Origin of the sequence: Ochrobactrum teleogrylli, assembly GCF_006376685.1 — a bacterium.
Classification (GTDB): Bacteria; Pseudomonadota; Alphaproteobacteria; order Rhizobiales; family Rhizobiaceae; genus Brucella; species Brucella teleogrylli.
In genome coordinates this window covers 66,699-89,294 of sequence record NZ_VEWL01000003.1, presented here as the reverse complement: position 1 = coordinate 89,294, position 22,596 = coordinate 66,699, and the positions used below count along the sequence as shown (strand labels likewise).

The window sequence follows — 22,596 nt, the reverse complement described above, 5'->3', positions numbered from 1 at the left end:
TCTGCGTCTTTCCGGCGAAAGCACTTCGCGCTTTCGCCGGAAAGGCTTCACCCCCGCCTGTAAGAAGGGTGCCAGAATGTCACTTTGCGCTCGATCAGCGCGATCAGCCCGTAAGAGAGCGATCCCGCCAGGGCGGCGACGAAAATTTCGGCCCAGACCATGTCCACATTCATGCGGCCGATCTCAGCCGAAATGCGGAAGCCCATGCCGACAATCGGCGTGCCGAAGAATTCGGCCACGATAGCGCCAATCAGCGCAAGCGTTGAGTTGATCTTCAGCGCGTTGAAGATGAAGGGCATGGCGGCGGGCAGGCGCAGCTTCACCAGCGTCTGCCAGTAATTGGAGCCATAGGTCTCCATCAGGTCGCGCTCCATCGATCCGGTGCTGGCAAGGCCTGCAACCGTATTCACCAGCATGGGGAAGAAGGTCATGATGATGACGACGGCAGCCTTCGACTCCCAGTCGAAACCGAACCACATCACCATGATTGGCGCGACGCCAACGATGGGCAGCGCCGCCGCCAGATTGCCGAGCGGCAACAGGCCCTTGCGCAGGAAAGGGATGCGGTCTGCGATGATGGCCGTGATGAAGCCCAGCCCGCAACCGGCGACATAGCCGATGATGACCGCCTTCATGAAGGTCTGGCGGAAATCCGCCCAGAGGATCGGCACGGAATCGACAATCCGCGCCCATATGGCGGAAGGTGCAGGCAGCAGCACCTGCGGTATGGCGAACAGCCGGACGGCTGCTTCCCACAGCACCAGCATGGCGATACCGAACAGGGCAGGGACCGCGATGTCGAGAAGTTTCTGGCCCTGCGGGGTGCGGGCCTTGAGGCTGGAAACCCAGCCCACAATCACCCACGACACCACAATGATGGCGATAACGGAGAGAATGCCGGTCATCATGCCGCCGCCCTTTCCGGCTTCGCGCCCATGCGGCTGTTGACGATGCGCGCTACCAGCCCGACCAGTGCGACCAGCACACCCGCCATCAATGCGGCGGCGATGAGCGCCGCCCAGATCTGCACCGTCTGCCCGTAATAAGAGCCAGCGAGCAAACGCGCGCCAAGTCCGGCCACGGCGCCGGTCGGCAATTCGCCGACGATTGCGCCAACGAGACTGATGGCAACGGCAATTTGCATCGATGTGAACAGGAACGGCATGGCCGCAGGCCATCGCAGCTTCCAGAACACCTGTGCGCGGGACGCATTATAGGTTCGCATGAGGTCGAGATGCATGACATCCGGCGACCGCAGCCCCTTCACCATACCAACGGCAACGGGGAAGAAGGAAAGATAGGTCGAAATGAAGGCTTTCGGTAGCAGGCCCGATATGCCGATGGCATTCAGAACAACGATAATCATTGGCGCAATGGCGAGGATCGGGATCGTCTGCGAGGTGATGATCCACGGCATCAGGCTCTTGTCAAGCGTGCGCGAATGGACGATGCCGACCGCAAGCGCGATGCCAAGAAGCGAACCCAGCGCGAAGCCCAGCAGCGTGGAGGACAGCGTGACCCATCCATGATAGACGAGGCTGCGCTTGGATGTGGGCTTGACGTCGAAAACGGTCTTCCAGATTTCCTGCGCCACCTGATGCGGTGCTGGCAGAACCGGGCGCTCCTGGTTCATCGTATTGGCGACGAGCGTGGAAAACGAAACCTCGGTCCCGGCGCGCTCTGCCTGATCGCGCTCGAATGGCGCATTGAGAAAAACGGCCAGCCCATACCAGAGCGCGACGAACACGGCGAGTACCGTCGTCACGGGAATGAATTTGTCGTGCAGGAAGGTCTTCATCTGCGGCCTCCTGCATATCGCACTTCAGTTGCACTCTTCGCCATGCCGGGCTGCAACGAGCAATTTCCTGCGCTCCGGTGCTCACGTACCCAAAAGTACGCTTCGCTCCGGTGCTCGAAAATCACTCGTTTCGCCACGGCCTGACGAATTTGCAACTGAAGTGATAGGCCGAAAGCTCTACTCATGAATATGCCCCAGCCGCAGGCCTTCGCGCACGCGATGGGCGATTTTCAGGAAAGCCTCCGATTCACGAATATCCAGCGTCCGATCCGGTCCGAGGTCGCAGTCGATGATTTCATGAATGCGGCCCGGACGCGGGCTCATCACCACGATCTTGGTGGAAAGAAACACGGCTTCCGGGATCGAGTGGGTCACGAAGATGACGGTTTTGCGCGTCGCGGCCCAGAGTTTCAGAAGCTGTTCGTTGAGGTGGTCGCGCACGATTTCATCGAGCGCGCCAAAGGGTTCGTCCATCAAAAGCATGTCGGGGTCAAACGACAGGGCGCGCGCGATGGAAGCGCGCTGCTGCATGCCGCCGGAAAGCTGCCATGGAAACTTCTTGCCAAAGCCGGTCAGATTGACGAGCGCGAGGTTCTTCTCGATCCGCGCCTGACGCTCCGCCCTGGAATAGCCCATGATTTCCAGCGGCAGGCTGATATTGTCCTCGATCGTGCGCCATGGAAACAGGGCTGCCGCCTGAAATACATAGCCGTAGGAGCGGTCGAGACGGGCATTGGCGGGCGTCATGCCGTTGACGCTCACCGAACCGGAGGTCGGCTGTTCGAGATCGGCGACCACACGCATCAGCGTGGTCTTGCCGCAACCCGAAGGACCGATAAAGGAAACGAACTCGCCGCGCTGGATCGCGAGGTTGATATTGGACAGCGCATGGACCGGCCCGTCATTGGTCTCGAACACCAGTGACAGATCCTTGATGTCGATTACCGTCTGCGCATTCTCCAAGCCCCTCTCCGGGGCCATGCTGTCATTCACATTCATGCGCGGTTCCCGAAGCTGAGCTAGAGCCATGTGTCAGACCCCTATCGGCATATGTTCTGCGCTGCGTTCCACCTTACGCGGAGCGACGATTTCCTTCCACTGCGACAGCGCCTTGTTCACCGCGCCGTTCGGCTCGCGTTCGATGAAGCGACCGTCGCCCGGCTCGGCGGTAACCTTGCCCTTGTTATAGGCAACGCGACCGCGAGAGAGCGTCACGACCGGCAGGCCCTTCAGCTCAAAACCTTCGAACACATTGTAGTCGATGGAGGAGTGCTGTGTCTTGGCCGAAACCTTTTTGGTGGCTTCCGGGTCCCAGATGACCAGATCGGCATCGGCCCCCGGCAGGACAGCACCCTTTTGCGGGTAGATGTTGAGGATCTTCGCAATATTGGTCGAAGTCACCGCCACGAATTCGTTCGGCGTCAGACGACCGGTGCGAACACCACGCGTCCACAAAACCGGAAGGCGCTCTTCCAGACCGCCGGTGCCGTTCGGAATTTTGGTGAAATTGCCGATGCCATAGCGCTTCTGCTCGGTGGTGAAGGCGCAGTGGTCGGTCGCCACGCATTGGAGGCTGCCCGCAGCAAGACCCGCCCACAGGCTATCCTGATTGACCTTGTCACGGAACGGCGGCGACATCACGCGGCGCGCCGCATAATCCCAGTCCTTGTTATGATATTCGCTTTCATCCAGCGTCAGATGCTGGATCAGCGGTTCGCCAAACACGCGCATACCCTTCTGTCGGGCGCGGCGGATTGCTTCGTGGCTCTGCTCGCAGGAAACATGCACGACATAAAGCGGTACGCCTGCCTGATCGGCGATCATGATGGCGCGGTTGGTGGCTTCGCCTTCCACTTCCGGCGGGCGGGAATAGGCATGGGCTTCCGGCCCGTTATTGCCTTCGGCCATCAGCTTGGCCTGCAAATGGGCGACAACATCGCCGTTCTCGGCATGAACGAGCGGCATGGCACCCAGTTCCGCGCAGCGCTGGAACGAGGCGAACATCTCGTCGTCATTCACCATCAGCGCGCCCTTATAGGCCATGAAATGCTTGAAGGTGTTGATGCCCCGCTTCACCACTTCGGCCATCTCGTTGAAGGTGCGCTCGTTCCAACCGGTAATCGCCATGTGGAACGAATAATCGGTGCGCGCCTTGCCCGCCTTCTGGAACCATTCCTGAAGCGCGTCGAGGAGGTTGCCTTCGGAATCCGGCAGCACGAAATCGACCACCATGGTCGTGCCGCCCGCAAGGGCCGCCGCCGTGCCAGTGTCGAAATCGTCGGACGAATAGGTGCCCATGAAGGGCATTTGCAGATGGGTATGCGGATCAATGCCGCCGGGCATGATATAACAGCCGCTTGCGTCGATAATTTCATCGCCGGTCAGATTGTCGCCAACGGCAGCAATCTTCTCGCCTTCGATGAGAACGTCGGCTTTAAAGGTGCGGTCGGCGGTGATGACGGTGCCGCCTTTGATGACCTTGGATGCTCCAGTCTTAGCCACTGTTCGTTCCCCTTTTTGGTTTTGTATGAACACAGGTGCTGTATTGGATGGCAGTGAAATCAGCTTACAATTTCAGCAGTCTCCAATACGGCATGCAGAAGCACGTCGGTTCCCGCCGACGCCCATTCCTTCGAAATTTCCTCATCCTCATTGTGGCTCAACCCGTCGACGCAGGGGCACATGACCATTGCCGTCGGTGCAACGCGATTGACCCAGCAGGCGTCGTGGCCAGCGCCGGAAACAAGATCGCGATGGCTGTAGCCAAGCCGTTCGGCGGCATTGCGGATGGCTTCCACACAGCCCTTGTCGAAGGTGACGGGATCAAAATGGCCAGCCACTTCGATTTCGATGCCGATGCCTAGTTCCTCGGCAATCTTCGGCGCTTCCTTTTCGAAACGCGCCTTCATGCCGTCCAGCACAACCTGATTGGGCGAGCGGAAATCCACCGTGAACACGACCGTGCCCGGCAGGACATTGCGCGAATTCGGCGAAACATCGATATGGCCGACGCCACCAACCGCATCCGGCTGATGCGCCATGGCGATTTCGTTGACGAGTTGCAGCATCTTGCCAAGGCCGAGGCTGGCATTCTTGCGCATCTTCATCGGCGTGGAACCGGTATGCGCTTCCTTGCCCGTCAGCGTCACTTGCAGCCACCACAGGCCCTGACCATGGCTCACAACGCCGATATCCTTGTTTTCAGCCTCAAGGATCGGCCCCTGTTCGATATGCAGTTCGAACATGGCGTGAATTTTCCGTTTGCCGACCGGCTCGTCGCCTTTCCAGCCGATGCGCTCCAGCTCATCGCCGAATTTTTTGCCCTTGGCGTCAGTGCGCTGATAGGCCCAGTCCTGATCCAGCACGCCTGCGAACACGCCCGAAGCCAGCATGGCAGGCGCGAAGCGGGTGCCTTCCTCATTGGTCCAGTTGGTGACCACGATGGGGCGCTTGGTGCGGATGTTCATGTCGTTCAGTGTGCGCATGACTTCGAGGCCGCCCAACACACCCAGAACGCCGTCATATTTGCCGCCGGTCGGCTGCGTGTCGAGATGGCTGCCCATATAGACGGGGTCGGCATCGGCGTCTTCGCCGGGGCGCAGGAAAAACATGTTGCCCATCGTGTCGACGGTCATCGACAGTCCAGCCTTTTCGCACCAGGACTGGAAAAGCTTGCGGCCTTCGCCGTCTTCATCGGTCAGCGTCTGACGGTTATTGCCGCCGCGCAGACCAGGGCCAATCTTGGCCATGTCCATCAGGCTGTCCCACAGGCGGTCGCCATTGACTCTGAGATTGCTGGTGAGCACCATGCGCTCGACCTCCTCATTGTATGGATGCGTTGGACGCCGCGCCAAATCTGCCTAAGGCTCGTATCCACTCGCTTATAAGTTCCCGCGACCCGGCTCTTTGGCCACAATATTCTTGCCTGAATTGCAAAAACTTGACTAGTTGGTCAAAATGCAGGCTAGAAGAGCGTTCGAAGACGGTCAAGCGCTTTTGAAAAATTCTACACTGCCGAAAGGTGTCAAATGGCCACAGCCCCTTCAGCACCCCCATCTGCGGACCCAACCGCGCCCGAAAAGACGGAAGGTGCGACGCGTATTCAGGGCATCAATCGCCGGCTCATTCTCGACGCGGCGCTGGAAGTGTTTTCAAACTATGGATTTCGCGGCTCGACCATCGACCAGATCGCCGAGAAGGCGGGCATGTCGAAGCCGAACCTGCTCTATTATTTTCCGCGCAAGCAGAACATCTATGTGACCGTTCTGGAAGACACGCTCGCCACATGGCTGGAGCCTTTCGAGAATATCGACCCGGAAGGCGATCCGCTCGATGAATTGCGCCGCTATATTGCGGTGAAGCTGGAAATATCGGCCAAAAAGCCAGAAGCCTCGCGCCTGTTTGCTAATGAAATCCTGCACGGCGCACCAGCCATTTCCGATTTTCTGAAAGGGCACCTGAAGCAGCTTGTCGATGAGAAGGCAGCGGTCATTCATCGGTGGATCGCCGAAAAGCGCATCGCGCCGGTTGATCCTTATCATCTGATTTTCACGATATGGGCGGTGACGCAGCATTATTCCGATTTCTCGGTGCAGGTTTCCGCCATTCTCGGTGACCGGACCCAGAAGCCCGGCTTTTACGACGAAACGGCAGCCGCTGTCAGCGCCATCATCCTTGACGGAATCCGCCCACGGGAAGAAGTTGCCGCATCATGAAAACGATTCGCATTTCAGCAGCCATCATTCGCGACGAGGCAGGCCGGTTCCTGCTCGTGCGCAAGCGCGGCAGCGCGATATTCTTCCAGCCCGGCGGCAAGATCGATGCGGACGAACAGCCGGAAATCGCGCTTATTCGCGAGATCGAGGAAGAACTTGGCATTCGCATCGACGCCAGCCAATTGCGCTATGCGGCGACGATGTCGGCCCCAGCCGCCAATGAGGTGGACGCCACCGTGGAAGCAGAGCTTTTCCATCTCACGCTGAAGGACGGTCAGGTGCCGGTGGCTTCCAGCGAGATCGAGGAACTGCTCTGGAACCCGCCCGGCGATTTGACGCGCCCGGTAGCCCTGCTATCGCAGAGCATCCAGGCGCGTTTCAAGGCATAGTTTTCGCAGCTTGGCGGCTCGGTATTATTCAGCCGCTTCCTTGACCGCCATCGGATTGTTCGGATGGGTGGTCCAGTTGGCGTAATCAGGCATGATCGGCGCCTTGGTGCGTGGATCGACGCCGCCGATCTGCTCCATGGTGATGCAGTTCTCGACCGGGCAAACATTGACGCAGAGATTGCAGCCGACGCATTCCTCGTCGATCACCTCGAAATGGCGCGCGCCATTGACGAGATTGGTGATCGCCTGATGCGAGGTGTCCTCGCAGGCGATGTGACAGCGACCGCATTTGATGCAAAGATCCTGATCAATGCGCGCCTTGGTGACATAGTTCAGGTTCAGATACTGCCAGTCGGAAACCTGCGGCACGGCCATGCCGCGGAAATCGTCGAGCGTTTCATAGCCCTTCGAATCCATCCAGTCCGACAGGCCGTCGATCATTTCCTGCACGACCTTGAACCCGTAGGTCATGGCCGCCGTGCAGACCTGCACCGTGCCGCAGCCGAGCGCGATGAACTCCGCCGCGTCGCGCCATGTCGTGATGCCGCCAATGCCTGAAATCGGCAGGCCGTGGGTTTCGGGATCACGAGCAATTTCCGCCACCATGTTGAGCGCGATGGGTTTGACCGCCGGGCCACAATAACCGCCATGGCTGCCGCGACCGTCAATGGAGGGCACCGGCGACATGCGGTCGAGATCGATCGAGACGATGGAGTTGATCGTGTTGATCAGCGACACGGCATCCGTACCCGCTGCATGCGCGCCGCGCGCGGGCTTTCGAATATCGGTGATATTGGGCGTCAGCTTGGTGATCACCGGCATGCGGCTATATTGCTTGCACCATTTGACGACCATGGCGACATATTCCGGCACCTGACCGACAGCGGCACCCATGCCGCGTTCGCTCATGCCATGCGGGCAGCCGAAGTTCAGCTCGATGCCATCCGCACCGGTTTCCTCGACCAGAGGCAGGATCGCCTTCCAGGCTTCCTCCTCGCAAGGCACCATGATCGAGGCGATCAGCGCGCGGTCCGGCCAGCGCATCTTGACCTCTTTCATCTCGCGCAGATTGACCTCCAGCGGACGGTCGGTGATCAGCTCGATATTGTTGAGGCCGAGCAGCCGCCGGTCTGCGCCATGGATCGCGCCATAGCGCGGGCCGTTGACGTTTACCACCGGTGGGCCTTCGGCACCCAGCGTCTTCCAGACAACGCCGCCCCAGCCCGCCTTGAAGGCGCGCTCGACATTATAGGCCTTGTCGGTCGGCGGGGCCGAAGCCAGCCAGAACGGATTGGGCGATTTGATTCCGAGAAAATTCGTTGAAAGATCAGCCATGTCCTGAACCTCCTCAGCCTTGCTCGTTGCCAAGCTGGGTCGTTGCCCAATGATCGGATGGGACGTTGCGGTCCCGCGAGGGAGCAGTCGTGTGGTGCGCGCCGCCGGAAAGCACGGCTTCCGCAAAGCCTTCCACGGCCTGCGGACGCCGCGTCAGCGTGGCATGGATCGATTCAGCGGCAATCTTGCCCGCCTCGACCGATGCGACCGTCAGGTCCTTGCCGCCTGCAACGCAGTCGCCCCCCGCCCATATGCCTTCAACCGTGGTTCGGCCTTCCGCATCTGCGCTGATCCGGCCCTTGGCCATGCCGATACCGGAGCCGCGCAGCGGTTCTGGATCGAATGTCTGGCCGATAGCCTTGAAGACCTGATCAGCTTCGAGCGTCAAATATTCGCCCATGCCGACCAGCTTGCCGTCCTGATTGCCGGTATATTCAAAGGTCACGGCATGGACGGTGCCGTCGCCGCTGCGTTCCAGCGCATGCGGTTGCAGCCAGTGCCGGATGACGACGCCATGGATCTGCGCCAGTTCCTGCTCGTAGGCGCTGGCATTCATGCTTTCCTGACCGCGCCGATAGACGACGGTAACATTTTCCGCGCCGAGCTTCCTGGTCTGGATGGCGACGTCGATGGCCGTCATGCCGCCGCCGATGACGACCACATTGCGCCCGACGGGGAGGGCGGAGAGGTCCTTGGCCTGACGCAGATTGGCGATGTAATCGACCGCGTCGAGCACATTGGGCGCATCTTCGCCCGGAAGGTCGAGACCGTTCACGCCCGGCAGGCCCATACCGAGGAACACCGCATCATGACCGGCTTTCAGCGCCTCGATGGTGATGTCCTGACCGAGCGTCTGGTTGTATTCGATCGCGATGCCGCCGATCGCCAGCACGAATTCCAGTTCGCGCTGGGCGAAATTATTCACCGTCTTGTAAGCGGCGATACCGTATTCGTTGAGACCGCCGCCTTTCGGGCGGGCTTCGAAGATAGTGACCTGATGGCCCTTCATGGCCAGACGATGCGCTGCCGAAAGACCGGCGGGACCAGCGCCCACCACGGCAATATGCTTGCCGGTTTCCGCTCCACGCTTGAAGGGCTGCTTGCCTTCGGCCATCAGAACATCGGTGGCATAGCGTTGCAGATTGCCGATCTTGACCGGCTTGCCCTCTGCCGTTTCGCGCACGCAGACTTCTTCGCAGAGCGTCTCCGTCGGGCAGACGCGGGCGCACATGCCGCCCAGAATGTTTTCGCTCAGGATTGTCTTGGCCGCACCGACCGGATTGCCCGCATTGATCTGCCGGATGAACAGCGGAATGTCGATGCCCGTCGGGCAGGCATTCATGCAGGGCGCGTCATAGCAGAAATAGCAGCGGTCGGATTCGACAATGGCTTCGTGCCGCGTCAGCGGCGGATGCAGATCGTCGAACACATGCGCATATTCACCGGCGGCAAGGCGCGCGCCGTGAATGTCAGGCGTGTGGCCCGTTTCTGCATCAATGGATGAACTGCCTGCGGATCCCCTCGTGGAAGGATTCATGGATCGCATCTCCCATTTTTATCTACAGTATTGGCCCAAAAGTCCGGATCGACCTTTGGAAATCACGATGCGTAGAAATGCTTCGGAGCGACCTTTGTGCGCCCTTGCGGACGCCTTGGTGCTCCATGCGACATGCGGGTTCCCTTTGCGCAATGCCGCTCATGTCCAGGCGGCGATCTTGATGTCGCTTGCTCCGGTTATGGGTAGGATGACAGATTTTCTCGGAAGGTCAAATTTTTTATCATCTGGTCAATTTATGAATCCAGACGTCAAGAAATAGGCGGCGCGAAGCACCGCATTTTAGGACGAAACCATGGTTTGAAATTATGCTGTTTTCGCAGAGGCTTCGGATGCAGCTTCGGCAATATTGGCGAAGAAGCGGTCGGCGACCTTGCGCGCGACCGAGCCGAGCAGCTTGGTGCCGAGCTGGGCAATCTTGCCGCCCGCATCGCCGCGAATGGCGTAAGACAGGATGGTTTCGTCGCCGTCTTCCTGCAAGGCCACATCGGTAACGCCATGCGCGAAACCGGCGATGGAGCCCTCGCCATGGCCGGAGATCGTATAGGAGGCGGGCGGGTTCATGTTGGACAGTTCCAGCACGCCATGGAACCGGACCTTGATAATGCCGAGATTGACTTTCAGCGCGGCGCGGATTTCGGTTGGCGACAGACGCTCGATATCCTCGCAGCCGGGAATGCAGTCTTTCAGCGTCTCGATGTCGTTCAGCGCATCCCAAACCGCCTGTCTTGGCGCTGCTATGCGTTCTTCACCTGTCAGGTCCATGCTTTGCTCCAAACGCGTGCTGCTATCAATGTAATTTGATTGATAAGATGTATATGGCAATCTATCCAAATAGGAAGTTTCGGTGATTTAATTGCCACAAACTTTCTTAAACTGCCCTAATATGCGGAATTAAATCGATTTGATTCGGGAGTAGCATCATGGCAAGAGACGCGACGAAGCTTGAAGCAACGGTCGCTAAGCTGAAAAAGCACTGGACGGAGAAAGCCCCGCACGACATGCGCGCGGCATTTCAATCCGATCCGGGCCGGTTCGAGCGTTATTCGCTGTCGCTGGACGATCTCTTGTTCGACTGGTCGAAATGTCGTGTCAATGACGAGACCATTGGGCTTCTGAAAGAGCTGGCGCTGGCCGCAGACGTGGAAGGCCGCCGCGCTGCCATGTTCGCAGGCGAACATATCAACAATACCGAAGACCGCGCCGTGCTGCATGTGGCCTTGCGCGACACATCGTCGAAGGAAGTGCTCGTTGACGGCCACAATGTGCTGCCGGATGTGAAGCAGGTTCTGGATCGCATGGCGGCCTTTGCTGACGGCATCCGTTCCGGCGCGCTAAAGGGTTCGACGGGCAAGAAGATCACCGATATCGTCAATATCGGCATTGGCGGTTCCGATCTCGGCCCGGTCATGGCGACGCTGGCGCTGGCGCCTTATCACGATGGTCCGCGCGCGCATTTCGTGTCCAACATCGATGGCGCACATATTGCCGACACGCTGGCTCCGCTCGATCCGGCGACGACGCTGATCATCATCGCCTCGAAGACCTTCACCACCATCGAAACCATGACCAATGCGCAGACGGCGCGCAAATGGATAGCCGATGCGCTGGGCGAGGCGGCGGTCGGCGCGCATTTCGCTGCCGTGTCGACGGCGCTCGACAAGGTTGCGGCCTTCGGCATTGCCGAAGAGCGCGTCTTCGGTTTCTGGGACTGGGTCGGCGGTCGCTATTCGGTATGGTCGGCGATTGGTCTGCCGGTGATGATCGCTGTCGGTCCCGAAAATTTCCGCAAGTTCCTCGCCGGTGCCCATGCCATGGATGTGCATTTCCGCGATGCGCCGATGGACAAGAACCTGCCCCTGTGGCTCGGCCTGATCGGCTACTGGCACCGGGCGATTTGCGGCTATGGCAGCCGCGCGATCATCCCCTACGATCAGCGCCTTTCGCGCCTTGCGGCCTATTTCCAGCAGCTCGACATGGAATCGAACGGCAAGAGTGTGACTGTGGACGGCAAGCCGGTTTCCGGCCCGACCGGTCCGGTTGTCTGGGGCGAGCCCGGCACCAACGGCCAGCACGCTTTCTTCCAGCTTCTGCATCAGGGCACCGATACGATCCCGCTGGAATTCATCGTGGCCGCCAAGGGGCACGAACCGGAACTCGATCATCAGCATGAAATGCTTTTGGCCAACTGCCTTGCGCAGTCGGAAGCACTTATGAAGGGTCGCACGCTCGATGAAGCCCGCGCCCAGTTGCAGGCGAAGAAGCTGCCGGAAAGTGAAGTTGAGCGGATCGCGCCGCACCGTGTTTTCTCCGGTAACCGCCCGTCGCTGACGCTGGTGCACGACAAGCTCGATCCTTATGCGCTGGGTCGCCTCGTCGCGCTTTATGAACACCGTGTGTTCGTGGAAGCGCAGATTTTCGGCATCAATGCCTTCGATCAGTGGGGCGTGGAACTCGGCAAGGAACTGGCCACCGAATTGCTGCCGGTGGTTTCCGGCAAGGAGACGGCAGGCACCCGCGACGCCTCCACGCAAGGTCTTGTCGCGCATCTGCACGCACGACGCAAAGCTTGACGGCATAATCCTGCGTAATAGAAATGATGTGGAGCCGGGTTTGTTGTACCAGACCCGGCTTCATTCGTATGAAAATGAAATGGGATGTGAAATGAAGACTGAGATCATCGAATTTGCGGGCGACGTACCGGGCAATGCCATCGAACTGCGTGTGCTGCGCTTTGCAGGCAAGGGTGGCGATGCGCCGACAGCCTATCTGCAATCCTCGCTGCATGGTTCGGAGCTGCCGGGTCAGGCCGCACTTCATTTTCTCATCCCGATGCTGAAAAAGGCTGGCGACGAAGGCCGCATTCTGGGCAACATCACCGTGGTGCCACAGGCCAATCCGGTGGGTTCCAACCAGTGGCTGGCCTATCAGCATCAGGGCCGTTTCGAGATGTTCTCGGCGGTGAACTTCAATCGCGCATTCCCGCTGCTGCCGGATTTCGATACCTCGGAACTGCCCGGTCCCGATGCGCCGGAAGCTTTGGCCAAGCGCCTCAAGGCGACGCTTCTCAAGCTCGCATTGCCGAACGATATCGTGCTTGACCTGCATTGCGACGACGAGAGCGAAAATTATGTCTATATCGCGGAGGAATTCGTGGAGGACATGAAGGATCTGGCGGTCGCGCTCAATTCCACAGCGATTCTTGCATGGGACACGACGGCGGATGCCGCCTTCGAGGAAGCCTGCGCGCATCCCGTTCTGCAACTGCCGAAAGACAAGCGCGATATGAAGCGCCGCGCCGTGACCACGGTGGAATTCCGCGGCCTGACCGATGTTTATGCTGATATGGGCAAGGGCGATGCGGAAGGCCTTTATAAGTTCCTCGTGCATCGCGGTGTCATCCGTGACGAGAGCGTCAAGCTCGACCTCGACTATAAGGGCATCGTATCGCCGCTCTCGAATGTGGAAATGATCCGCGCACCGCAAGGCGGCATGGTGTTCTTCCATGTCGAGCCGGGCGATCAGGTGGAAGCAGGCGCGAAGCTCGTCACGATTGTCACCGTGCCGGGCGAACCGGAACACGACATCGTCATGACCGCGCCGCAGGCCGGTCGCATCCTGACGCGCCGCTCGCTGCGTTATGTGCGCCGTGGCGACGATCTCCTGAAACTGCTCGGTGCCAAGCCGTCTTCCGTCAAGAAGCGTGCGGGCGCACTCGAAGCATGAGTGCGACGCCCTTTGCCGACCGCCTGAAAAACATCCGTGCCGTTCTTTTCGATAAGGACGGCACGCTGATCGATTTCGACCGCACATGGTTTTCGGTTTCGTGGACACTGGCGCAGCGTTCTGCCCAGCGTTTGGGAAAGGGCGACGAGCCGCATGCGCGCTCCCTGCTTGATGCCGGTGGCTATGACTGGACGGCAAAGCGTTTTCGCGCCAATTCGGTGATTGCTGCGGGAACGGTGGAAGACATCGTCTCGCTCTGGCATCCGGAACTGGACGACGCTGACCGGCGCAGCCTGATCGGCGAATATGACCGCTATGCGGTGGCGGAGGGCGCGCGTTCGGCGGTCGCCATCGAAGGCCTGCGCGAAACGCTGGAAGCGCTGCGCGCCTTGGGCTATCGGCTTGGCATTGCGACGAATGATTCCGAGGCGGGCGCCCATGCGACGGCCAGGGCGCTCGGCATCGAGGGCTTCTTTGACGTGATCATCGGCTATGACACGGCAGCGCGCCCAAAACCCTTTCCCGATCCATTGCTGCATTTCGCAGAGAAGCTTGGGCTTCAGCCGCGTGAAATCGCCATGGTAGGCGATAATCTGCATGACCTCGAAACAGCGCATGCGGCGGATGCAGGACTGGCCATCGGCGTCCTGTCGGGCAACAGCCCGCGTGACGCGCTTGAACCGCATGCCGATGTGGTGCTTCAGTCCATTGCCGGTCTGCCGCAACTGCTGAAAGCCACACCGTAAAGCTTTCCATTTTCTGATCTTTCGTTCAGAAGAATTCATCGCAGTGACCCTTGCGGAAGCGGGGTCCTGCGGTAGCATGGCCGGATTACAACCTCATCCGAGCTTATGTCCATGATCCTTATCGGCCAATATGATTCACCCTTCGTCCGACGTGTTGCAATCGCCATGCGCCTGTATGGCCTGCCATTCGAGCATTGGCCGTGGTCTACATTTGGCGACCGTGACCGACTGGCGGATTATAATCCGCTCAGCCGTGTGCCGACCTTGTTGCTCGACGATGGCGATGTGCTGATCGAAAGTGCGGCAATACTCGATTATCTCGATGAGATTGCCGAGGCGGGAAAACCGCTGATCGCTGGTCACGGCATTGAACGGCGTCAGGCGTTAAAGATTTGCGCGCTGGCCACGGGTCTTGCCGACAAGGCGGTGAGCCTTCTCTATGAGGGGCTTTTGCGCAAGGAACAGTCACCAGTCTGGGTGGAGCGGTGCGAAACACAGATCGGGCGTGTGCTCGACGTTCTGGAGCAGGACTTTTCCGCGCGCGGTTCGCCGTTCTGGTTCGGTAACGATATCGGGCACGCGGATATCGCGGTTGCCTGTGCGCTGCGGTTTGTTGGCGAGGCCCATGGGCATCTCTTCGACGCCGCGAAATATCCGGCGCTGGCGACACTCGCCGGGCGCTGCGAGGCGCTCGCACCTTTTCAGGAAATCGTGCAGCCGCTTGCCCCGCCATCGGCCTGATCTAGAGCATTTCCAGCAAAAGTGCGTAGCGCTTTAGCGTGGGTTAATGCGTAAAAACAAATAGATAGCGGTTGCCCGATTCCATTTTACCCGGGACCTCTCTAAAGAGAAAAGCCGGGGAGAAAACCCCGGCTGTTGATTTTTGCGATCAGTCGCGCAATTCGCGGCGCAGGATTTTACCCACATTGCTCTTCGGCAGGCTTTCGCGGAACTCGATTTCGCGCGGGCGCTTGTAATTGGTCAGCCGTTCGGCACAGAAGGCCTTGACCTCGTCTGCCGTCAGGTTCGGATCGCGGCGCACCACATAAAGCTTCACCACTTCGCCGGAATGCTCGTTGGGAACGCCGATGGCGGCTGATTCCACAATGCTCGGATGGCCTGCTGCGACTTCCTCGATCTCGTTCGGATAGACGTTGAAGCCGGAGACGAGGATCATGTCCTTCTTGCGGTCGACAATCTTCGTATAGCCGCGCTCGTCCATGAAGCCCATGTCGCCGGTGCGGAAAAATCCGTCCGGCATGATGGCGCGGGCGGTTTCGTCGGGACGGTTCCAGTAGCCTTTCATGACCTGCGGGCCGCGCACGCAGATTTCGCCGACTTCGCCGAGCGGAAGATCATTGCCGTCATCGTCGCGGATGGCAATTTCGGTCGAAGGCATCGGCAGGCCGATGGTGCCGCTGAATTCGGTCGCGTCCAGCGCGTTGGCGCTGGCGACCGGCGAGGTTTCCGACAGGCCATAGCCTTCGGTGATCAGGCAACCGGTCATGTCATGCCAGCGTTCGGCCACCGGGCGCTGCACGGCCATGCCGCCGCCAAGCGTCAGGATCATCGGCTTGAAATCCAGCGTCTGGAAATCGGGATTGTTCATCAGCCCGTTGAACAGCGTGTTGAGGCCGGGGAAGATATGGAACGGATATTTCTTCAGTTCCTTGACGAAGCCCGGAATGTCACGCGGATTGGGGATCAGGATGTTGCGCGCGCCAAGTTTCATGCCGTAAATCGCATTCACGGTCAGCGCGAAGATGTGATAGAGCGGCAGCGCGCAGACAAAGTTTAGCGCTTTCGGCCTACCCTTGATGCGGAAGGCCACCTCATTCCACAGTTCCATCTGCTCGACATTGGCGAGAATATTGCTGTGGGTGAGCATTGCCCCCTTGGAAATGCCGGTCGTGCCGCCGGTATATTGCAGAAAGGCGAGGTCCGAACCTTCGACGGGAACCGGATTGAACGACTTCGACCTGCCTTGCGCCAGAGCATCCTTGAAGCTGACATGGCCGGGAAGGTTCCAGGCCGGAACCATCTTCTTAACCTTGCGCACCACCAGGTTGACGATGTGGCCCTTGAGCCCCAGCATATCGCCCATGGAGGCCACGATGATGGTCGACAGCTTGACGGCGGGCAGGGTCTTTTCAACGGTCGCAGCGAAATTCTCCAGCACGATCAGCGCCTTGGCGCCGGAATCATTGAGCTGGTGTTCCAATTCGCGCGGCGTATAGAGCGGATTGACATTCACCACGACGAAGCCCGCGCGCAGGACGGCGGCGATCGCGATGGGATATTGCAGCACATTCGGCATCATGATGGCGACACGGTCGCCCTTGACCAGTCCGCGCGATTGCAGGAATGCGGCGAGCGCCCGCGCATTCTCGTCGAGCTCTTTAAAGGTCAGGTCCTTGCCCATGCAGGTGAAGGCAGGATTGCCGGGAAACTGAAGGCAGGCGGTGGCGATCATGTCACCAATGGACATGGCGCGGTTCAGCTCGAACTCATGCGGAACGCCAGCCGGATAGGATTGCAGCCAGTAGCGGTTCAACTGTCCGGGTGCAGGCTTGGCCTGCTGCGCCATGACGGTTTCGGTTGCAGATGCACTTTGCCCTGTCGCTTTTTTCGCCATTTTTTCTCCCCGGATCGCTCCGTCCGTTGCAGCTGGAGCGCCTGCGATCCCATCACCGGACCGGCGCTCTGATCGTTTGTTCGTGCACATCGCATCCGAAAGCCATTTCACAGTTTTCGGAATGTCTTCCAGCGGAACGTCATCCGCCCATCTCCCAAGCTGGCCCGTCCTCCCGGTCAGCTCCCTCCAGAATAATGTGGTCGAGTTTCCACTTCTTCGCAAGGCTTACATTGACGTAAACGTAAAATAATAAGCTGTCGAGTCTTCCTGAAAAACTTTAGCAAACACTGGATAATGGCCTGATCTCGGTGTCAGGGGATGCGGGCCGCGCTGGCGGAAATGCAAATTTTGAGAACCGGAGCGTAGCTTTACCGCGTCTGACCGATCTCAGTCGTTCCGGCGAAGCGACTGGATATGTGTCCTCACAGCCCTGCTGCCGCCCGCCACCAGATCGAAATTCTTTTCGCTGCGCAGCCATTCGTTCAGCAGTCCGCTGACAATGGCGAGCAGGATCGGAGCCGCGGTGCTGGCTGTCCATTCCGGCGACAGCTCGCCGCGCCGTTCCGCAACGTCCAGAAGTCCGGTGAAAAGCGACAGCACATTGTCGCGGGCTTCCTTGATGCGCTCCACCACCGGGGCCATTTCGCCCACATATTCGCAGCGCTGGTTGATGATGGTGAAAATGACCTGCTGGCGCTCATTCGTCACGAACAGTTCAAGCGCCGAAACAATGGATTGTTCGAGCACATTGAGCGGGTTCGGATGATTGACGCTCGCCGCCTGCAGCATGATCTCTTCTTGTGGAAAGCGCGCCTGTCCGATGATGGCCTGAAATATGTCCAGCTTGTCGTGAAAGTGGAAATAGATCGCGCCACGGGTCACGCCTGCATGGGACGCGATTTCCATCAGCGATGACTGATTAACTCCGCGTTCCAGAAACATCTGCTCGGCAGCGATCAGTATGGCTTCCCGCGTTTCGGCGGCTTCGGCTTTGGTTCGGCGCATATTTGTCTCAATCTGCCGGAAAAGACTGGATTTCCTTGCTTTTTCGGCTGTACCGTGGATAAATCATTCGTGATCTACCTTTGAGCTTATTGACTATAGCATCGCAAATCGTGTTTACAAACAGATATGTATGTTTAATTGGCCGCACCTCATGGGCACCACCGGGGCGACAGCAAGGGCAACACCCATCATGACCATCCATCGTTCTATCCGGCTTTTTGCGGCGGGAGCCGCTTTTCTTGTTTTTGCAGGGCAGCCTGTTTTTGCACAGGCACCCGCAGGCGCACCGCCTGCGCAGGTTTCTGTCGTGACGATCAGACCGCACGACGTGCCCGTTACCTATGAATATGCAGCGCGCATCAGCGCCTATCGTAACGTGCAGGTTCGCGCCCGCGTCGGCGGCATTCTCCTGCATCGCAACTTCGTCGAAGGCACCGAGGTGAAGGCCGGCGAAGTGCTGTTCGAAATCGATCCAGCGCCCTATCAGGCCGAGCTTGAAAAAGCGCAGGCTCAGGTTGCGCAGGCGCAGGCGCAGTATCAGCAGTCCATCCGCGATGCCGAGCGCGCCGAACAACTGGTTCAGCAGAAGGTGCAGAGCACGGCAGTCCGCGATACGGCCTTCGCGACCCGCGATCTGAACAAGGCCGCTGTCGCAGCCGCGCAGGCGCAGTTGCGCACCGCCGAACTCAATCTGAGCTATACCAAGGTGACCGCGCCGATCAGCGGCATTACCAGCCAGGAACAGGTGTCCGAGGGCAGCCTTATCGGCACCGACGCGACATCGAGCCTTTTGACCTCGATCACGCAGCTTGATCCGGTCTATGTGAACTTCTCGTTCACCGACACGGAAGCCGCTGAAATCCAGCGGCTGCGCGCCGAACGCGGCGCGACGGGCGAGGATGCCGACCGTCTCAAGATCAAGATCCTGTTCGGTGACGGACAGGCTTATGACCATGAAGGCACGATCGACTTCACCTCGTCGTCGCTCGATACGGAAACCGGAACGCTCGGCGCCCGCGCCGTGGTCCAGAACCCGGATCGCCGCCTGATCCCCGGTCAGTTCGTGCGCGCAGTCATTCTCGGCATTCAGGTGAAAGACGCCGTGACGATCCCGAAGGCTGCCCTGATGCAGGGTCCGCAGCTGCAATTCGTCTATGTCGTGAACAAGGACGATGTCGTGGAAGTGCGCCCGGTCACGGTCGCGCGTGAACTCGCCGACGAATGGCTGATTTCCGATGGCCTCAAGGAAGGCGACCGCATTGTGACCGAAGGCGTCATTAAAGCTCGTCCGGGTGGCAAGGTTGCGCCGACAGATGCTTCTGCGGTGGACGGAAAACAGGCCCCGGCTGAAGCTGGCAAGGAACAGGCGGCAGGCAACAAATGAACAAGTTTTTCGTAGATCGCCCAGTTTTCGCGGCGGTCATATCCATTATCCTTGTGCTTGCGGGTCTTATCTGTATCCGCATTTTGCCAGTCGCCCAATATCCGGAGCTGACGCCGCCGCAAGTGGTGGTCAGCGCAACCTATCCTGGCGCCAGTGCTGAAACGGTGATGCAGACGGTCGCCGCACCGCTGGAACAGCAAATCAATGGCGTCGAGAACATGCTTTACATGCAGTCCTCGAGCCTTGGCAGCGGCACCATGCAGCTGACCGTGACCTTTGCACTGGGCACGGATCCGGATCAGGCCACGATCAATGTCAACAACCGCGTACAGCGCGCGACATCGACGTTGCCGCAGGAGGTGCAGCGTCTCGGCGTGACGGTAAACAAGCGTTCCTCCTCTATTCTGGGCATGGTCGCTATGTTCGCCGAGGAAGGCCGCTACGACCGTACCTATGTGGGTAACTATGCGCTTTTGAACGTCATTGACGATCTGAAGCGTCTGTCGGGTGTGGGCGATGTGCAGCTGCTCGGCAATATCGATTATTCGATGCGTATCTGGCTGCGCCCGGACAAGCTCGCGCAGTATAATCTGACGCCATCCGACGTTCAGACCGCCATTCAGGAACAGAACGCGCAGTTTGCGGCAGGTCGCTTCGGCGATCAGCCTGATCCGCAGGCCGGTCCGTTCACCTATACGGCGACGACGCAGGGCCGTCTGCCGGATACAAAGGCCTTCGAAAACATCATTCTGCGGTCCAGTCCCAATGCGGCGACGCTGCGTCTGAAAGACGTGGCGCGCGTGGAACTTGGCACCGAAAGCTATCTCGTCGATAGTAATCTCAATGGAACGCCCGCCGTTCCGATTGCGATCTATCTGCAGCCGGGCGCCAACGCGCTCAACACGATGGAACTCATCCAGAACCGTATGGAGGAGCTGAAGGCCAGCTTCCCGGCGGGCATCAATTATTCCATCCCGTTCGACACGACCAAGTTCATTAAGGTTTCGGTCGAGGAAGTCATCCACACCTTCATCGAGGCTATTATCCTCGTTGTCCTCGTGGTGTTCATCTTCCTGCAGAACTGGCGCGCAACGCTTATTCCCGTTATCGCGGTGCCGATCTCGATCATCGGTACATTTGCGGGCATGTATGTGCTGGGCTTCTCGATCAACCTTCTGACCCTGTTCGGTCTGGTTCTTGCCATCGGTATCGTCGTGGACGACGCCATCGTGGTGCTTGAAAACGTCGAACGTATCATGACGACCGAGAAGCTCTCGCCGCGCAAGGCCGCCATCAAGGCCATGGGCGAAGTGACGGGGCCGGTCATCGCGATTGTTCTCGTGCTTTGCGCGGTGTTCATTCCGGTTGCCTTCATGGGCGGTCTTGTCGGCGAAATGTACAAGCAGTTTGCCGTCACCATCGCGATATCGGTAGTGTTGTCCGGTACTGTGGCGCTGACTCTGACGCCGGCGCTTTGCGCTCTGATCCTGAAGCCGGGACATCATGAGCCAATCCTGCCTTTCCGCATTTTCAATCGGTTCTTCGACCGGGTGACAGAAGGCTATGCGACGGGCGTTCGTTTCTTCCTGAAGCGCGCCGCAATCGGCCTTTTGATCTTTGCAGGCCTTCTGGGCAGCACCTACTTGCTGTTCCAGAAGGTTCCAAGTTCGCTCCTGCCGGATGAAGATCAGGGCTTCCTGTTCAGTGTCGCCATTCTGCCCCCGGCTGCTTCGCTGGAACGCACGACCGCGGTGCTTAATCAGGCGAGCGCGAATATCCGTAAGCATCCTGCTGTGGAAAATGTGTTCGAGGTGTCTGGCTTCGACCTCCTGTCGGGCGGTCTGAAGACCAGTGCCGGTACCATGTTCATCACGCTTAAGGACTGGAAGGAACGCACGACGCCGGATCTCGACGCGCGCAACCTGCCGGGCGCCATCATGGGCATGAATGCGGGGATCAAGGACGGCCTTGTGCTGGCCTTCAACCCGCCGCCGATCCTCGGCCTCAGCACGACCGGCGGTTTCGAACTTTATGTTCAGGACCGTACCGGCGGTGGTGTGGAATCGCTGACCAATGCCACGAAGCTGCTCACTGATGCAGCCGCCAAGCGGCCCGAGCTTGCAGGTGTACGCACGACATTCGATCCGAATGTTCCGCAATACGACATCCAGCTTGACCGCGAAAAGGCCAAGGCGATGGGCGTGCCGATCAACTCGGTGTTCACCGCCATGCAGGCGACCTTCGGCAGTGTCTATGTCAACGACTTCACGCTGTTTGGTCGTAACTATCAGGTCAATCTGCAATCCGAGGCGGAGTTCCGCCGCGATCCGAGCGATCTGAAACACGTGTTCGTGCGCGCCGACTCCGGCAGCATGATTCCGCTGAGCGCCCTTGTGACCGTCAAGCGCATCGTCGGTCCCGACCAGCTCGAACGTTTCAACGCGTTCAACGCTGCAAAGGTCACCGGCAATCCGGCGCCGGGCTACACCTCGGGCGACGCCATCAAGGCGATGCAGGAAGTGGCGGCGGAAGTGCTGCCGCAGGGCTTCCAGATCGCGTGGACGGGTTCCGCCTATCAGGAAGTCACGACCAGCGGCACCGGCACGCAGGCCATGATTTTCGGTCTGTTGATGGTGTTCCTCATCCTGGCTGCCCAGTATGAGCGCTGGAGCCTGCCGCTTGCCGTTATCACGGCGGTGCCTTTCGCGATCTTCGGCGCGCTTTTGGCCACCCATCTGCGCGGACTGACCAATGACGTCTATTTCCAGATCGGTCTGGTGACACTCATCGGTCTTGCGGCAAAGAATGCGATCCTGATCGTGGAATTTGCAGTGCTGGAACGCGAGACGGGCAAATCCGCCTTCGATGCGGCATTGTCTGCGGCACGCCTGCGTTTCCGCCCGATCGTGATGACCTCGCTGGCCTTCATTCTCGGCGTGGTGCCGCTGGCAATCAGCTCGGGCGCAGGCTCGGCCAGCCGTCACTCCATCGGTACGGGCGTTATCGGCGGCATGCTGGTTGCAACCTTCGTTGCGACGCTCTTCATCCCGATGTTCTACAGCATCATCGCGCGCAAGCCGCCGAAGAAGCCCGAGGACGAGGATGATGCAATCGAGCAGACGCCATCCCATGATGCGCCGAATGGCTCGGCCGGCGGTCTCTGACCGCTAGCCCTGAAACCAAAAAAGCAAAAGCCCCGCTATCCGGCGGGGCTTTTCATTTGCTCAAAATCTTGTTTCACGAACATCCTCACCGGGATGTCCCCAATGGTTTACAGATCACGCCACAGCAGCCCCGGTCTCCTCAAG

General features: G+C 59.2%; 18 protein-coding genes. 8 read left to right on the top strand and 10 right to left on the bottom strand.

Translation table 11 applies throughout. The features are described from left to right. Nucleotides 1-47: 47 nt before the first annotated feature. The 5 genes from FIC94_RS06990 to FIC94_RS06970 form a co-directional block, all read right to left on the bottom strand. Complete coding sequence (locus FIC94_RS06990; RefSeq protein WP_109368315.1) at nt 48-908, bottom strand: ABC transporter permease; 861 nt, start codon at nt 906-908, stop codon at nt 48-50. Beyond that, the gene (locus tag FIC94_RS06985) at nt 905-1,798 is read right to left on the bottom strand and encodes an ABC transporter permease (RefSeq protein ID WP_140024403.1); all 894 of its coding nucleotides are present in this window, start codon (nt 1,796-1,798) and stop codon (nt 905-907) included. Before FIC94_RS06985 ends, FIC94_RS06990 begins: the two co-directional genes overlap by 4 nt. A gap of 177 nt (nt 1,799-1,975) precedes the next feature. Further along, nucleotides 1,976-2,827 (bottom strand): ABC transporter ATP-binding protein, encoded by an 852-nt coding sequence (locus FIC94_RS06980; protein ID WP_371830896.1) that lies wholly within the window; start codon nt 2,825-2,827, stop codon nt 1,976-1,978. A 3-nt stretch (nt 2,828-2,830) separates the two neighbouring features. Then, the gene (hydA, locus tag FIC94_RS06975) at nt 2,831-4,300 is read right to left on the bottom strand and encodes a dihydropyrimidinase (protein ID WP_140024402.1); all 1,470 of its coding nucleotides are present in this window, start codon (nt 4,298-4,300) and stop codon (nt 2,831-2,833) included. A gap of 59 nt (nt 4,301-4,359) precedes the next feature. Continuing rightward, nucleotides 4,360-5,607 (bottom strand): Zn-dependent hydrolase, encoded by a 1,248-nt coding sequence (locus FIC94_RS06970; protein ID WP_140024401.1) that lies wholly within the window; start codon nt 5,605-5,607, stop codon nt 4,360-4,362. Between the two features lie 219 nt (nt 5,608-5,826). Between FIC94_RS06970 and FIC94_RS06965 the strand changes: the two genes are divergently transcribed. Both FIC94_RS06965 and FIC94_RS06960 read left to right on the top strand, forming a co-directional pair. Further along, a complete protein-coding gene (locus FIC94_RS06965; protein ID WP_109368320.1) occupies nt 5,827-6,513 on the top strand; it encodes a TetR family transcriptional regulator C-terminal domain-containing protein in 687 nt (228 codons plus the stop codon). Beyond that, the gene (locus tag FIC94_RS06960) at nt 6,510-6,902 is read left to right on the top strand and encodes an NUDIX hydrolase (RefSeq protein ID WP_140024400.1); all 393 of its coding nucleotides are present in this window, start codon (nt 6,510-6,512) and stop codon (nt 6,900-6,902) included. Before FIC94_RS06965 ends, FIC94_RS06960 begins: the two co-directional genes overlap by 4 nt. A 24-nt stretch (nt 6,903-6,926) precedes the next feature. On the opposite strand, the gene preA is transcribed toward FIC94_RS06960, so the two are convergent. The 3 genes from preA to FIC94_RS06945 form a co-directional block, all read right to left on the bottom strand. Further along, a complete protein-coding gene (gene preA, locus FIC94_RS06955; RefSeq protein ID WP_140024399.1) occupies nt 6,927-8,237 on the bottom strand; it encodes an NAD-dependent dihydropyrimidine dehydrogenase subunit PreA in 1,311 nt (436 codons plus the stop codon). Nucleotides 8,238-8,250: 13 nt separating this feature from the next. Continuing rightward, complete coding sequence (locus FIC94_RS06950) at nt 8,251-9,774, bottom strand: NAD(P)-dependent oxidoreductase (protein WP_371830895.1); 1,524 nt, start codon at nt 9,772-9,774, stop codon at nt 8,251-8,253. Nucleotides 9,775-10,098: 324 nt separating this feature from the next. Next, nucleotides 10,099-10,557 (bottom strand): SRPBCC family protein, encoded by a 459-nt coding sequence (locus FIC94_RS06945; protein ID WP_140024397.1) that lies wholly within the window; start codon nt 10,555-10,557, stop codon nt 10,099-10,101. A 158-nt stretch (nt 10,558-10,715) separates the two neighbouring features. Here FIC94_RS06945 and pgi point away from each other — a divergent pair, with 158 nt between their 5' ends. The 4 genes from pgi to FIC94_RS06925 all read left to right on the top strand — a co-directional run bounded on the left by pgi (nt 10,716) and on the right by FIC94_RS06925 (nt 15,005). Further along, complete coding sequence (gene pgi, locus FIC94_RS06940; protein ID WP_109368325.1) at nt 10,716-12,365, top strand: glucose-6-phosphate isomerase; 1,650 nt, start codon at nt 10,716-10,718, stop codon at nt 12,363-12,365. A gap of 91 nt (nt 12,366-12,456) precedes the next feature. After that, on the top strand, nt 12,457-13,518 hold the full coding sequence (locus FIC94_RS06935) for a succinylglutamate desuccinylase/aspartoacylase family protein (protein WP_140024396.1): 1,062 nt from the start codon (nt 12,457-12,459) through the stop codon (nt 13,516-13,518). Continuing rightward, nucleotides 13,515-14,264: an HAD family hydrolase gene (locus FIC94_RS06930; RefSeq protein WP_140024395.1), complete on the top strand. Its 750-nt coding sequence runs from the start codon at nt 13,515-13,517 to the stop codon at nt 14,262-14,264. The genes FIC94_RS06935 and FIC94_RS06930 overlap by 4 nt, the downstream gene beginning before the upstream one ends. Nucleotides 14,265-14,375: 111 nt before the next feature. Continuing rightward, nucleotides 14,376-15,005, top strand: coding sequence for a glutathione S-transferase family protein (locus FIC94_RS06925; protein WP_140024545.1), 630 nt, complete (start codon nt 14,376-14,378; stop codon nt 15,003-15,005). Nucleotides 15,006-15,153: 148 nt separating this feature from the next. Here the strand turns inward: FIC94_RS06925 and FIC94_RS06920 are convergent, their stop codons facing one another. Then, a complete protein-coding gene (locus tag FIC94_RS06920) occupies nt 15,154-16,899 on the bottom strand; it encodes a long-chain fatty acid--CoA ligase (protein ID WP_140024394.1) in 1,746 nt (581 codons plus the stop codon). A 387-nt stretch (nt 16,900-17,286) separates the two neighbouring features. Next, nucleotides 17,287-17,904, bottom strand: coding sequence for a TetR family transcriptional regulator (locus FIC94_RS06915; RefSeq protein WP_109368329.1), 618 nt, complete (start codon nt 17,902-17,904; stop codon nt 17,287-17,289). A 190-nt stretch (nt 17,905-18,094) separates the two neighbouring features. Between FIC94_RS06915 and FIC94_RS06910 the strand changes: the two genes are divergently transcribed. Next, entirely contained in the window at nt 18,095-19,288 is a 1,194-nt protein-coding gene (locus FIC94_RS06910) for an efflux RND transporter periplasmic adaptor subunit (RefSeq protein ID WP_140024393.1), read from the top strand. Then, on the top strand, nt 19,285-22,452 hold the full coding sequence (locus FIC94_RS06905) for an efflux RND transporter permease subunit (RefSeq protein ID WP_140024392.1): 3,168 nt from the start codon (nt 19,285-19,287) through the stop codon (nt 22,450-22,452). The genes FIC94_RS06910 and FIC94_RS06905 overlap by 4 nt, the downstream gene beginning before the upstream one ends. Nucleotides 22,453-22,596 lie beyond the last annotated feature (144 nt).

Bases quoted from the DNA above. Each gene is read 5' to 3' on its own strand.
- FIC94_RS06910 (WP_140024393.1), top strand. From the start codon at position 18,095: ATGACCATCCATCGTTCTATCCGGCTTTTTGCGGCGGGAGCCGCTTTT.
- pgi (WP_109368325.1), top strand. From the start codon at position 10,716: ATGGCAAGAGACGCGACGAAGCTTGAAGCAACGGTCGCTAAGCTGAAA.
- FIC94_RS06980 (WP_371830896.1), bottom strand. From the start codon at position 2,827: ATGGCTCTAGCTCAGCTTCGGGAACCGCGCATGAATGTGAATGACAGC.
- FIC94_RS06970 (WP_140024401.1), bottom strand. From the start codon at position 5,607: ATGGTGCTCACCAGCAATCTCAGAGTCAATGGCGACCGCCTGTGGGAC.
- FIC94_RS06935 (WP_140024396.1), top strand. From the start codon at position 12,457: ATGAAGACTGAGATCATCGAATTTGCGGGCGACGTACCGGGCAATGCC.
- FIC94_RS06990 (WP_109368315.1), bottom strand. From the start codon at position 908: ATGATGACCGGCATTCTCTCCGTTATCGCCATCATTGTGGTGTCGTGG.
- FIC94_RS06915 (WP_109368329.1), bottom strand. From the start codon at position 17,904: ATGCGCCGAACCAAAGCCGAAGCCGCCGAAACGCGGGAAGCCATACTG.
- FIC94_RS06960 (WP_140024400.1), top strand. From the start codon at position 6,510: ATGAAAACGATTCGCATTTCAGCAGCCATCATTCGCGACGAGGCAGGC.
- FIC94_RS06930 (WP_140024395.1), top strand. From the start codon at position 13,515: ATGAGTGCGACGCCCTTTGCCGACCGCCTGAAAAACATCCGTGCCGTT.
- FIC94_RS06925 (WP_140024545.1), top strand. From the start codon at position 14,376: ATGATCCTTATCGGCCAATATGATTCACCCTTCGTCCGACGTGTTGCA.
- FIC94_RS06905 (WP_140024392.1), top strand. From the start codon at position 19,285: ATGAACAAGTTTTTCGTAGATCGCCCAGTTTTCGCGGCGGTCATATCC.
- preA (WP_140024399.1), bottom strand. From the start codon at position 8,237: ATGGCTGATCTTTCAACGAATTTTCTCGGAATCAAATCGCCCAATCCG.
- FIC94_RS06945 (WP_140024397.1), bottom strand. From the start codon at position 10,557: ATGGACCTGACAGGTGAAGAACGCATAGCAGCGCCAAGACAGGCGGTT.
- FIC94_RS06950 (WP_371830895.1), bottom strand. From the start codon at position 9,774: ATGAATCCTTCCACGAGGGGATCCGCAGGCAGTTCATCCATTGATGCA.
- FIC94_RS06985 (WP_140024403.1), bottom strand. From the start codon at position 1,798: ATGAAGACCTTCCTGCACGACAAATTCATTCCCGTGACGACGGTACTC.
- FIC94_RS06920 (WP_140024394.1), bottom strand. From the start codon at position 16,899: ATGGCGAAAAAAGCGACAGGGCAAAGTGCATCTGCAACCGAAACCGTC.
- FIC94_RS06965 (WP_109368320.1), top strand. From the start codon at position 5,827: ATGGCCACAGCCCCTTCAGCACCCCCATCTGCGGACCCAACCGCGCCC.